This is a genomic window from Paracoccus litorisediminis (assembly GCF_009711205.1).
GTDB lineage: Bacteria > Pseudomonadota > Alphaproteobacteria > Rhodobacterales > Rhodobacteraceae > Paracoccus > Paracoccus litorisediminis.
In genome coordinates, this window is record NZ_WMIG01000022.1 from 53,695 (window position 1) to 66,231 (window position 12,537).

The window sequence follows — 12,537 nt, forward strand, 5'->3', positions numbered from 1 at the left end:
TCAGCTCTCCAGCCCCTGGGCAATGCCCGTCTTGGTGATGCGGTTGATCAGCGAGGTGCCCGCCCATGACAGCAGCGCGATCATCAGGACGACGGCATTGGCGGCCTGCTGGTAATTGTAATCGACCAGCCGCAGCGCCCATGTCGTCAGCACGTCGGTCGCGGGCACCGCAAGGATCACGAACAGCGACACGTTCTTGATCCCGGATATGAAGGGCATCAGCACCGCCGCGATCATCGGCCCGCGTTGGATCGGCAGCACGATATGGCGCATGCGCTGGAACCACCCTGCCCCGGACATGCGCCCGGCCTCCTCGGCCTCGCGGCCCAGCTGGGTCATCGCCGCAATCCCCGTGCGCGAGGCGAAGGGCATCTGATCCGCGATCAGCGCCAGAAACAGGATCATCGGCGTGCCGTATAGCGCAGGCAGCGGCCCGCGCGGCACCGCGAACAGCGCCATGAAGGCGGCGGCAAAGGCGATGCCGGGCACCAGATAGGGCAGAAAGGTGATCTGGCGCAAAGCCGCACCCAGCAGCGGCAGCGGGCTGCGCACCACCGCGTAGCCGACCAGCATCCCCAGCAGACCGGCCACCAGCGAGGCCGCCCCCACGATCCGCACCGAATTGCCAAGCGCGTTCCAGAATTCCGGCGACAGCAGGATGCCCGACCGCAGCGCCACCGTATGCAGCCCGGTCCCGATCCAGTAATCGAAGGTGAAATTCTCGGGCGTGAACCGCCCCGGCAGCTTCATCACCGTCGACAGCGCCAGCGCCCCCAAAGGCAGCACCACGCCCAGCAGGAATGTCAGCCCCGCCAGCGCAAAGGCCGGCCATTTCCAGCGTCCCAGCGGATGGCTGCGCTCGGTCATGCCCTTGCCGCCGATGGTGGCAAAGCGCCGCGTCTCGCGCATCATCCAGGCATCAAGGCCCAGCGTCACCACCCCGATCAGCATGATCACGCCCGCGACCACCGCCGCCACCCCGTCCTGCTGCGTCCCGATCGCCCGGTAAAGCGAGGTGGACAGCGTCTCGAACTGCACCGGCAGGCCAAGGATATAGGGGACCGAGAACTCCCCCACCCCATCGGCAAAGATCAGCAGACAGGCCGAGAACAGCGCCGGTCGCGACAGGGGCAGCACGATCTGACGCATGATCCGCATGCGCGAGGCACCCAGCATCCGCGCCGCCTCCTCCATCTGCGAGTCGATCCGGCGCAGGGCATTGCCGACCAGCAGGATGGCAAAGGGGGTGTAATGCAGCGACAGGATCACCAGCGTCGGCAGCCCGCCGTAAGCCAGCCAGTCGGGCGGCGTCAGGCCCATCGCCTCGACCCAACCGGGCTGGCCGCCGACGGTCCGGTTCTTAAACAGTGTCATCCACGCCAGCGCATAGGTCGAGGCCGGCAGCATATAGGGCACGATCAGCGCCGTGGCGAACCAGCGCCGCCCCGGCAGATCGCTGCGCGCCACCAGCCAGCCCAGGGCCGTCCCCAGCGTGATCGCAATCACCGTCGCCGCGACCGAGATCAGCAGCGTATTGCCCAGCGGCCGCCAGAACAGGATATGCGACACGCGCGAGGCAAAGACCCGCTCCAGATAATGCCCGGTCAGCGCATCGGACTGCAACTGGGTGCGGGCCTCATCCCCGATCTGGACCGTGATCATATCGCCCAAAATCGAGGCCAGAGGCGCCACGATCAGCCCCAGAAACAGCGCCAGAAGCAGCAGCGACAGGACGGTGCTTGCGTCCTGAGAATAAACGATAAATCTGTATCTTGCCCGATAAGGCAAAGCAAATGCCCGGCCCGGCCTGCGCGGCGATGTCATAACCCACCCCAGTTTTCATTGCCGCTTGGCTAACCGGGTGCTGTGACAGTCGAATGAATGTTTGCACCTATGTGCATGACATTCTCATGGCCGGGATACGGGGGCATGTTCCCGTATAGCTGCTGCCCTCTCTGCCCGCGCAGAATGCTATAGCCGCCCCTATGGCATTGGTGTGCCCGGGTAAGATCGCAACAATCGCACTTTGCGAGGCGGTCATGTCAGAGATTCACGGTCGGGCTCGATCTGGCGAAGAGTGCGTACCAGGCGCAAGAAACTGAGGCCCGGCTAGGTTCTGCCCTTCTTCTGCCAACCGCGGCCTTGTGTTGTGGCGATGGTGGCCTGCGGCGGCGCACATTTCTGGGGTCGCGAGATCGGCAATTTGGCACACGAACTGCGGCTCATCCCACCCGCCTCTGTAAAGCCCTTTGTCATTCTTCAAAAAGCTGATGCTGCCAACGCAGCGGCGATCTGCGAGGTGGCGCGCCCCAAACGATGCGCTTCGTTCCCGTGAGTATCGAGATGACACAAGGCGCAGCGACGGTTTTCCGCATCCGGGAAGGTCTCGTCCGGCAGAGGACGCCAGCGATGAACGCCCTGCACGGCCAGCTGATCGCGTTTGGGCAGATCGTTCCCCAAGGTGCCGCCGACACCCCACGGCTGGTTGCGATCGCCACAGCAGCCCGCCCCCCAATGTGACCGGAACTATCAAGGATCTGGTCGCGACACTTACCCATATCAATGCGGGGAACGCCCACCGGGCGAAAGAGAGCGATGTTGCCCGGCACCTGATGACCGTGCTCGCGATCGACCCCCTGATCGCCACCGCATTGGCCGCCTTGCTCCCCTTCCCGAGACGCCTAGAAAGGCTCGGGACTTGTTCGCCGGGAAAACAGTCCCCCGGATAGTTTCCCGATCCGGCTTGCTGCTCATCGGGACCAACAGCGTCATCATCACACGACAAGTCCATGCCAGCGCCCGACCGGGCATCGTTGGGTGCCATGCTGACGCGCAGCGCCACGGGTCCGAGTCCACCGCCAATGGCGTGGATCGTCTGGGCTCTGGTCGCGCGCGGCGGCGATTTAAAAGCTCCGGTCGTAGCGGCTCAAATCACCGGCGATCGCGAGGACGTCACTACGAATGAGCGCAAGGAGACGTTTGGCGCAACGGTCGTAAGACGGGATCGGGCAATCAGTGTGCAACAGAGTGCCGTCGAGCGCGTGGCTTTGATCTGAACCCGACCTACGAACACCATCCGGGCCCGCAGCATGGCAATGACCACTACAGAGGCTGGATGGCGGTTATACGTGTTGCGCAGATCCATCTGTCCCGCTCGGGTGCTCGTCAAACCCCTTTCGGGCAGCCGTAGAGCGCCACCCTGTTCACCCGTGGCCGCCGAACCTATCCAATCCCGCACCCACGCCAGACCCAACCTCAACCCGACACCTAACCAGGGCACACAAACCCCACTACTCAGGATCAGCCGGCAGCTCGTGTCGTTCAGGGCGGCACGCCCCCTACCAACATGGCTCGAGTTAAATTTATATCCGCATAAATATGCCAATTTGCGGATAACTAAAGCCGCCCCTTCAGCAGGGCACTTCTTTCGCCCGCCCCTTACCAGCGGACGTGGAAAAGCGAAAGACCCGCTCGGCCCGTCAAACGTCACATCTTTCCAAGCAATCGACGCAACGCCCGCTGCGTGGCCGGTCACGCAACAACGCCCAGCCACACGACCAGCGTGCTCAATATCAGCGAGGCCGCCCGCCCCGACCCTTTGGCCGGGACGGTTTCGCGGCGAAACCTAGCGCTCCAGTAGAGAGCGGATTTCGGCCATAAGGCTGTCCATCAGGTCGTCATCCAGCGCCCTGCCCTCAAGGCGCAGCGTGTGGCCCTTTTCGTCCCGGCCTCGCCGAATGACGATCCCGCTTGAGGTTCGGATGGTCAGGTCGTCAATCCAACCCTGCCGCACCGGAGCCGTCCGAGGCCGCCCCCCGCGCGGCGATGGCCGAGGCGTCAGCTCGCTGGCTTCCAGCACCGGTTCGACCAGCGCCCATTCGGCTTCGGCGTCCGCCGGATGATGGCTGGACAGGGCCTGCCGCAGCCGCGATTCCGCCCCTCCGCGCAGCGCCGCCGACAGCCGCAAGCCGCGCCGCTCGGTCAGCGCCTCGGGGAAATGCAGCATGTCCCCCAACTCTTCAAAGATCAGCGCAAAGGACCGCACCTTGGACCGCTTCGCCTTGGACCCAGTGGCGAACAGCTTGTTCACCGCATCCTCGGTATTGGCGAAGGCACCCTGATTGGCGGCGATCACTGCGATGCGGCCACGCTCGAAATGGCTCAGCTCCTCGCGGACCTCATTCTCTTCGACCATGGCGACAAAGGCCTCGTCGGCCTCGGTCCGGGGACGGACCAGGGCGCGGATGCGACCGTGCTTCTCGGACTGGGTCAGCTCATGCAGCGCCCGAACCGCATGCAGACGACGATAGCCCGACAGCAGGCCGTAGCGCGGCCCCTGCCCGTCGGCCTGCTCCATCTCGAAGACTTCGATCGGCAGCCGCTGGCCGTTGGCGGCGATGGACAGCCGCAGCTCCATCAGCTCGTCTTCGTTCATGACCATGCGGTCGCGGATCATCGCGGTCTCATCGACCTGTTCCAGCGGCAGCTCGACGATCAGCAGGCCGCGCGCCTCGGCATCGGCCAGCCGCGAGGCGTCGGCCTCGGACCGGGCACGGGCGGCGCGGACCTCGGTGCTTTCGACCGGGACCATGGCGGCACTTTCCGCCGCCACCTGCGAGATCGGGGCGATGCCGCGTCCGATCACCGGGCGGTCACCGGTTTCGCTGCGAAACTGCTGTTCGATCCGGTCCAGATCGGCGGTACTTGGGGTCTCTAGTCTTCTGCGCTTAGCCATTGGACTTCACCCCTTTCGCGACGTTGTTTTCGGCTTCCTCGACCTGCAGATCGCGCCACCAGCTGCCCAGAACCAGTTCCTTCACCTCGGCCCAGGTACGGTCAAAGGTCTCGCGGCCCCGGACATAGGTCTCGCGGTTGAACTCGCGGTAATCGGCCTCATAGATGCCGTTCACCTGTTCGCCGGCCTGCCCGACCATGGCGGTCAGCTCCTGCCGATAGGTGGTCATGAAGTCGCCGAAATAGGCCTGGATGACATTGGCCAGATCGGTCTGCTGGGCGGCGTCGAAGCGGGTGACGATGGCGCGGACCGCGTCCCATTCGAAGCGCATCTCGGGCAGGCCGTCGCGGCGGCGGGCGGTGTTTTCACCTTCCTCGATGCTGGCGAAGGTCGAGTAGAGCATGTCGAAGAAGCGACCTGTCGAGTCGAATTCCAGGAACGACGCCCCCAGCGGCACCAGCAGGATGTCGGCCGCGGCCAGCGCATTGATCGTCAGGTACCCAAGTGCAGGAGGCGTATCGAGGATGATCAGATCGTATTTGTCGACCAGCCCGTCATTGTTCAGCGCATTGCTGAGCGCGTCCCAAAGCGGCCAGCCACGCAGGCCCATCCGCCAGACCGGGACCTGAAACTCGGCCCAGTAAAGGTTCAGCTGCGCGCCCAGCAGGTCGATATTCGGCCAATGGGTGGCCTGGATCAGATCCTGCGCCGTCAGCTTCAGCGCCTCGGTCAGGGTCTCGTCGAAGGGCAGGGGGGCGTGACCGGCGGCCTCGCGGACGCGGTTCTCCTCTTGCAGGGCCAAGGCGTAATCCTTGGCGAGCAGGGGGAAGGCGGTCGACCATTCGTCGGCGACGATGCCGCCCATGATCGAGGTCATGCTGCCCTGACTGTCGAGATCGATGACCAGCACCTTATAGCCGTCCAGCGCCGCCGACATGGCCAGATGCGCGGCGGTCGAGGTCTTGCCAACGCCGCCCTTGAAATTGGCCACGGCGATGGTCTTGGCGGGCAGACCTTCAGGGCGCCAAGGGCGGTATTCACGGCCCGCCGCACCCTCGGTCGCAAAGTGGTCGCGCAGGCGCAGGACTTCGTCCAGGGTGAACCACTTGGAATTGCCCTCGCCAGTGCCCTGCGGCAGATCGGGATTGCGTAGCAGTACCCGACGGAAATGGGCGGGGGCGACCGGGATCAGATAGCGGCAGACCTCCCATGTCGAGAAGCGTCGCAGCCGCTTGCGCCCGTCCGGGGCATAGCCGCGTTCGGCCAGATCCTGACGCCCGCGTGCGGCGAAGGCGGCGGCCTTGGCGAATCGGGAGGTGTCGATCGGTTCGGCCAGACGCTGGGCGGATTTGGCCGGGTCGATGTTGAAATAGGGGGGTATGGGGTCCTTGCCTGCGGACATGTCACTGCCTTTGCGATGTGCTGCTTCGTTGATTGTTTTGCAGAAACTATTGCACATCATCCGCCCGTGGCGAAAGCGTCTTGGAGGTTTCGCAGCGAAAACCCCTGAATTTCAGGAAAAAACAGCGACGGATAGTTTGTAGTTCTTTAGAACTGTTTAGAATCTTTAGGGGTGCGAATATTCAGCATCGTCATGGGTTTAGACGGTCTTGGGGACCCGGATACGGGACGGGGGGGACCCGGACACGGGATGACAGGGGCCCGGATACGGGAGACAGGGTGCCGATTCTCGGGAAGAGGGGTTCCCATGGCCGGGATAGGCCCCGGAAGTGCCGGATTTGTCCAATATCGGCACCAAAACCGAATCTGCGATCCCGGAAATGGATACCTTCGCTGCACCGGAAAAGCCAAAGGAACCCGTTTACGGGAGGCGGAAAACTTGCGCTGGGGAACCCGGAGAGCGGTTGCCGGAAGGTACCCATTCCGTCATAATCAGAAAAAAAAGAAGGTGGGGCAGGGCGATGGACGAGATTCCGCGAGACCAGCTTTCTGGCGCGCTGCGTCGGGGCGAGGTCAAGAAACATGTGGCGGCAATCCATGTCTCGGGCAAGCTGACGCTGTTGCAGCGCAAGCTGTCGAACGTGCTGCTGCTGAATGCCTATGACACGCTGATCAGCCGGTCGCGCCATCAGATCGACGCGCGCACCTTGTGCCTGATGATCGGCTATAACAGCAATGACATGGACACGCTGAAGCAATCCCTGCGCGGGCTGGCCGAGACGGTCGCGGAATGGGACATGCTGGATGAAAAGGGCCAGCAGGAATGGGGCGTGTCGAGCCTGCTCAGCTATGCCAAGCTGAAGGGCGGGATCTGCGAATATGCCTATTCCCCGGCCCTGGCGGAAAAGCTGCATGACCCCAAGGTCTTTGCGCTGATCAACCTCAACATCCAGCGGCGCTTCACCTCGGGTCACGCGCTTGCGCTGTATGAGAATTGCTACCGCTTCGTCAGGACGGGGTCGACCGGCTGGTGGCCGCTGGACCTGTTCCGGCGGCTGATGGGGGTCGAGGGCTCGACCTATTACGAGACCTTCAAGCATCTGAACGCCAAGATCATCAAGCCCGCCGTGGCCGAGGTGAACAAGACCAGCAATATTCTGGTCACGCCCGAGACCCGCAAGCAGGGCAGGGTGGTCACCGAGATCCGCTTCCGCATCAAGGAAAACCCGCAACTGGCGATCCTCGACATGGATGATGGCGAGGGCGTGCGTCATGGCGCGGTCTATGCCCGCCTGCGCGAGATGGGGGTCAGCGACCGGCTGGCGCGGCAATGGCTGGCCAGCCACGGCGAAGAGCAGGTGCAGGAAAAGCTGGATTACGTCGAGAGCCGCAAGAACGTCAAAAGCATGGTCGGCTATCTGACCGCGGCGCTGGAAGGGAACTTTACCGTCATGCCCGAACCCGAGGTCCCGGCACCATCCGGGCGGGCCGAGCGGCTGCGGCGGATTCTGGATGCGGTCAAGGCGCGCACGCCGACCCAGCGCGACGCCGACAAGCGGCTGTTCGCAGGGCAGCTGTTCGACAGCCGGCTGCGCGAGGATTTCGAGAAGCATGGCTGGATGTCGCCCTTGAACAGCACCCGCATCGCGCTGTTCTGGGAGGAAATGTCCCCCGGCCTGCTGGCCGGGCTGGAGGATGCCACCGTCGAGTGATCCGCGAATGGCCCCGCTGATGCGGGGCAGATTCCCGATCGCCACCCCCCTTCATTGCAAGAACAGTTGCGCCCGCCGCCAACGCGGCATATGAGGCGCGCTACCGGTCGCAGCCTACCCGGTCATCAAAACAAGGGTCTCATTATGAATACTGCTGTTGTCTGCTCAGGCGGACTCGATTCCGTTTCGCTTGCCCATGTCCTTGCCGATGCGGGAAAGCTGCGCCGGATCATCTCATTCGACTATGGCCAGCGGCACCGCAAAGAGCTGGATTTCGCCCGCGCCGCCGCCGACAGGCTGGGCGTGCCGTTTCACCTGATCGACCTGAGCGGGGTAGGGGCGGCGCTGAGCGGCTCGGCCCTGACCGATGATATCGACGTGCCCGACGGCCATTATGCCGAAGAGACCATGCGGATCACCGTGGTGCCGAACCGCAATGCGATCATGCTGACCGTGGCCTTTGGGCTGGCTGCGGCGCAGGGTGATGCGGCGGTGGCGACCGCGGTGCATGGCGGCGATCACTTCATCTATCCCGATTGCCGCCCGGCCTTTACCGAGGCCTTTGCCGCGATGCAGCGGACGGCGCTGGACGGCTATGCCGATGTGGCGCTGCTGGTGCCATTCGTCCATCGCAGCAAGGCCGATATCGTGGCCGAGGGCGCGCGGGTCGGCACACCATTCGCGCAGACATGGTCCTGCTACAAGGGTGGCGAGATCCATTGCGGGCGCTGCGGCACCTGCGTCGAGCGGCGCGAGGCATTCGATCTGGCCGGGGTGGACGACCCTACGGTCTATGAGGATGCGGATTTCTGGCGTGCGGCGGTGGCCGGGCGAGGGGTGGCGTGATGTATCGCATCAGCAAGGAATTCCATTTCTCGGCCTCGCATCAACTGGCGCATCTGCCGCAGGGGCATCAATGCGCGCGGCTGCACGGGCATAATTACGTGGTGGTGGTCGAACTGGCCTCGGCGCGCCTGAACGAGGACGGGTTCGTGCGCGACTATCACGAGCTGGCCGAGCTGAAGGCCTATATCGACGAGGAATTCGACCACCGCCATCTGAACGATGTGCTGGAGGGGCCGTCCACCGCTGAAAACATGGCGCGGCATTTCCATGACTGGGCGCAGGCGCGCTGGCCGGAAGTGGCGGCGGTCAGGGTGTCCGAGACCCCGAAGACCTGGGCCGAGTACCGGCCATGAGCCTGCGCATCGCGGAAATCTTTGGCCCGACGATCCAGGGCGAGGGCGCGTTGATCGGGCAGCCGACGGTGTTTGTCCGCGCGGGCGGCTGCGATTATCGCTGCAGCTGGTGCGACAGCATGCATGCGGTCGACAGCCGCTATCGGCAGGATTGGGCGGTGATGGATGCCGCAGGGATCATGGCCGAGGTCGCGCGTCTGTCGGGCGGGCAGCCGCTGGTGGTGTCGATCTCGGGCGGGAATCCGGCGATTCAGGATTTCGGGCCGGTGATCGCGCTGGGGCGGGGGCAGGGCTATCGCTTTGCCTGCGAGACGCAGGGCTCGGTCGCGCGCGACTGGTTCGCGGATCTGGCGCTGCTGGTGCTGTCGCCAAAGCCCCCTTCCAGCGGACAGGAGACGGACTGGGCGGTCTTCGACGCCTGCCTTGCCGCAGCGGGCAAGGCCGAACGCATCATGAAGATCGTGGTGTTCGACCAGAACGATCTGGACTGGGCGCGGGCGACCTCGGTGCGCTATCCCGATCTGCCGCTGTATCTGCAGCCCGGAAATCCCGAAACCGATCCCGAAAAGCCGGTCGATCCGCAGGCGCTGGCCGACCGCATGTTGTGGCTGGTCGAGGCCACCGTGGGCCGGGGCTGGCTGGTGCCGCGCATCCTGCCGCAGCTGCATGTGCTGATCTGGGGCAACCGCCGCGGCGTATGAAAGGAACTGACATGACCGAGACGATCTACAGCAATCTCAAGCAACTGGGCGGCGCGACCGTTCTGCCGCAAAACCCCGATGAGGCCGTGCTGGAGCGGGTGCGCAATCCGCAGGCCGATGTCGATTACAATGTGCGCTTCACCGCGCCAGAGTTCACCTCGCTTTGCCCGATGACCGGCCAGCCGGATTTCGCGCATCTGGTCATCGACTATGTGCCGGGCGAGTGGCTGGTGGAATCGAAGTCGCTGAAGCTGTTCCTAGGCGCGTTCCGCAATCACGGGGCCTTCCACGAGGATTGCACGATTTCCATCGCCCGGCGGCTGGCCGGGTTTCTGGCTCCGCGCTGGCTGCGCATCGGCGGCTACTGGTATCCGCGCGGCGGCATTCCGATCGACGTGTTCTGGCAGACCGGCCCGCTGCCCGAAGGGGTATGGATCCCCGATCAGGGCGTGCCGCCCTATCGCGGGCGTGGCTGAGGCGGGCATGAAAAGGATCGGATATTAGGAGGGCCGGTTGCTGCTGCGGAAGGCGCGGGTCGGGTGATTGGTGCAAACTTCCGAACGTCACCTGATCTTGGAGACTTGCGTGTGGTCTTGACGTGTCGGTTGGTATGGCCAGCGTCTGCGCGATGGACGCTGGCGGATAGGTTCTGAAGGATGGAAAGGTCGAGAGCGATCCTAGGATGATCGCACAGATCCTCGGAAATCTGACCGGACATTATCTGCGCGTTGGGTTGGGCGTCGGGCCGGCGGTAGCGGCGAGCTTTCGTGCAGGCATCGATGAACCGGCGAGGTCTCAGCAATCGCTTACAGTCCCGGCGCATTTTGTCATGACACCCGCGCGCCACTAACTCGGACAACTCGACCGGGCGCGCGGCATTTCCAAATGTAGTGATCCTGGCGCTCGATGAACCCTCATCGAGGCGGCCGCACGGCGGCGCGCGCCATGCAAAAGCTGCGGTGGCTGTCGCTTGATGGGCAGCGATCATCTTGCACCGTATCTGAGTGAATGGAACGCAACATCGCTGGGAAGATCATGTAACCGCCAGACGTCCGCATCAGAGGTCAGCGCCGCAGGGCGAGGATAGCGATCCGTGCAGGGACGGTGGGCGGGTAATCTCGTGGGGCGTTGGAGACCGGGGGGCGATGTTCCGACCGGTCGCTCGCAAAGAAGATTGAGATGCTCCACCATCCGACCCGATAATGAAGCGGCGTGATGCCGATTTCGGAGAGAAGCATTTGCGCAATGGGTCGTTACCAAGCATTCGCAAAGAGTTAACCGACACCGAAGCAGAGACTGCAACGCAGCATCGCAATTGCCGCAAAATCACACCTGTGGACGTTGAAACCCGATGCCGAGAGCCAGACAGTCGGATAGTCCATGAAGGGGCGAGGCGGACGGTTGTGGTGCGGCATGGCCGTCGCAAAAACTTTGGATTAGCGGCCGCTCATCCACGGCAGCGGGGACCCGTGACCTGCAACGGGTGGGACGCGGGCTGTAACGAATCCTGATGCGCCGGAGGGATCGGAGGACGTGAGCCCTTCCTACCGGCCAATCAGATTGCGGCAATCTTTCTCAATTACAACGGGATAATTCAATCTATGGGTGAGCTTCACATGCAGTTCTCCAGATGATCATGAAGCCATGGCGCAGCGGATCGTCATCATCGACCAGAATGGTGTTGTGTCCGGTGATCCGTGCCTAGCCGGCGATGCTGGGGTGAATGCCCCGATAAGGACCGACCATCACCTCTTCTTCGCGGATGCCCTCAAAGACCGTGCCGATCAGGCTTTCATTGCGGCAGGTCTGTCCGATCTCTTGCCAAAGTGATGCGCGATCCGCGCCGAGGTGCCGGTGCCGCCGGGTGAGCGGTCGATGGCCTTGTCGCGGTAAAAAACCGCATCGTTTGTTCAGCCGTTTAGCGGAGGGCGCATCGGCCCGGCGGAAAGGCCCGCGACCTCGACGCCATGCTTGCCGCATTGGATGACCTTTCCGCTCGTTTCGAGCCCGCGCATCACCGGCTTCATTGTCGGCACGATACGTCGACCCTTGGCGAAATCACCTTTTACCGCGCAGGTCTGATACAGGTAACGGAGTGAACCCCTCGGGCTGGACCACGGGTGCCGGAAAATTGATACGCTGAACGGGCCTTGATCGGAGAAGGCTCATGACATCACGAGGACCCTATCGTCGGCATTCGACCCCGTTCAAGCTGCAACTCTGCCAGGACATCCGTGCCGGGGTGATCGGCCGCCGGGATGCGCAGCGCACGCACCAGATCTCCGCCAACCTCATCCAATTGTGGCTGACGCAGTTTGATCGGGGTGAGTTGAACGATGAGGAGGCCGAGGCCAGCGTTCTCGCCGAGTATGAAACCCGCATCGCCGCGCTCGGGCGGAAGGTGGGTCAACTGACGATGGAGTTGGATCTTGCCAAAAAAACACCGCGGATGCCGACCGCGAACGGCAGCGAGAGATCCTTCGTGATCTGCGGCCCCGAGATTGCTCCGTCAGGCGGGGGTGCCAAGCCATGAACCTGCCGCGCAGCACCTTCTACTATCGGGCGATGTCCGCTGAGAACGGGCCGACGGACGCGGAAATCATCGCCTTGATCGAAGACATCCAGGACGAGTTCCCACGCTACGGCTATCGGCGGGTGACGCATGAGTTGCGCCGCCGGGGGCTCATCGTGAACCACAAGAAAGTGGCGCGGATCATGCGGTTGGCTGGATTGGGGGTCAAACCGCGGCGGCGCTATATACGCATGACGGACAGCCGCCATGACCAGCC

Annotated in this window: 11 protein-coding genes and 1 pseudogene; 9 read left to right on the forward strand and 3 right to left on the reverse strand. The window is 63.5% G+C overall.

Annotated elements, in window-relative coordinates; translation table 11 throughout:
• Positions 1 to 1,788 carry an ABC transporter permease gene (locus GL300_RS22260; RefSeq protein WP_246195344.1) on the reverse strand — a complete coding sequence of 596 codons (1,788 nt, stop codon included), beginning with the start codon at positions 1,786 to 1,788 and terminating at the stop codon, positions 1 to 3.
• A 279-nt stretch (positions 1,789 to 2,067) separates the two neighbouring features.
• Between GL300_RS22260 and GL300_RS26885 the strand changes: the two are divergent.
• Positions 2,068 to 2,927, forward strand: a pseudogene (locus GL300_RS26885) (transposase); the annotation flags it as partial.
• 698 nt (positions 2,928 to 3,625) lie between these two features.
• Here the strand turns inward: GL300_RS26885 and GL300_RS22270 are convergent.
• Both GL300_RS22270 and GL300_RS22275 read right to left on the reverse strand, forming a co-directional pair.
• The gene (locus tag GL300_RS22270) at positions 3,626 to 4,735 is read right to left on the reverse strand and encodes a ParB N-terminal domain-containing protein (protein WP_155041881.1); all 1,110 of its coding nucleotides are present in this window, start codon (positions 4,733 to 4,735) and stop codon (positions 3,626 to 3,628) included.
• Positions 4,728 to 6,137, reverse strand: coding sequence for an AAA family ATPase (locus GL300_RS22275; RefSeq protein WP_155041882.1), 1,410 nt, complete (start codon positions 6,135 to 6,137; stop codon positions 4,728 to 4,730). Before GL300_RS22275 ends, GL300_RS22270 begins: the two co-directional genes overlap by 8 nt.
• A 520-nt stretch (positions 6,138 to 6,657) precedes the next feature.
• Between GL300_RS22275 and GL300_RS22280 the strand changes: the two genes are divergently transcribed.
• The 8 genes from GL300_RS22280 to GL300_RS27535 form a co-directional block, all read left to right on the forward strand.
• Positions 6,658 to 7,848 (forward strand): replication initiation protein, encoded by a 1,191-nt coding sequence (locus GL300_RS22280; protein ID WP_155041883.1) that lies wholly within the window; start codon positions 6,658 to 6,660, stop codon positions 7,846 to 7,848.
• A 144-nt stretch (positions 7,849 to 7,992) separates the two neighbouring features.
• A complete protein-coding gene (gene queC, locus GL300_RS22285; RefSeq protein WP_155041884.1) occupies positions 7,993 to 8,694 on the forward strand; it encodes a 7-cyano-7-deazaguanine synthase QueC in 702 nt (233 codons plus the stop codon).
• Complete coding sequence (gene queD, locus GL300_RS22290) at positions 8,694 to 9,047, forward strand: 6-carboxytetrahydropterin synthase QueD (protein ID WP_155041885.1); 354 nt, start codon at positions 8,694 to 8,696, stop codon at positions 9,045 to 9,047. The genes queC and queD overlap by 1 nt, the downstream gene beginning before the upstream one ends.
• On the forward strand, positions 9,044 to 9,748 hold the full coding sequence (gene queE / locus GL300_RS22295) for a 7-carboxy-7-deazaguanine synthase QueE (protein WP_155041886.1): 705 nt from the start codon (positions 9,044 to 9,046) through the stop codon (positions 9,746 to 9,748). Before queD ends, queE begins: the two co-directional genes overlap by 4 nt.
• 11 nt (positions 9,749 to 9,759) lie before the next feature.
• Entirely contained in the window at positions 9,760 to 10,224 is a 465-nt protein-coding gene (queF, locus tag GL300_RS22300) for a preQ(1) synthase (protein WP_155041887.1), read from the forward strand.
• Positions 10,225 to 11,392: 1,168 nt separating this feature from the next.
• Complete coding sequence (locus GL300_RS26475) at positions 11,393 to 11,578, forward strand: hypothetical protein (protein WP_211595344.1); 186 nt, start codon at positions 11,393 to 11,395, stop codon at positions 11,576 to 11,578.
• Positions 11,579 to 11,915: 337 nt separating this feature from the next.
• Complete coding sequence (locus GL300_RS22310; RefSeq protein ID WP_155041888.1) at positions 11,916 to 12,281, forward strand: transposase; 366 nt, start codon at positions 11,916 to 11,918, stop codon at positions 12,279 to 12,281.
• A partial coding sequence (locus tag GL300_RS27535; protein ID WP_155041889.1) for an IS3 family transposase occupies positions 12,278 to 12,537 on the forward strand: 260 nt, incomplete at its 3' end. The genes GL300_RS22310 and GL300_RS27535, both read left to right, overlap by 4 nt.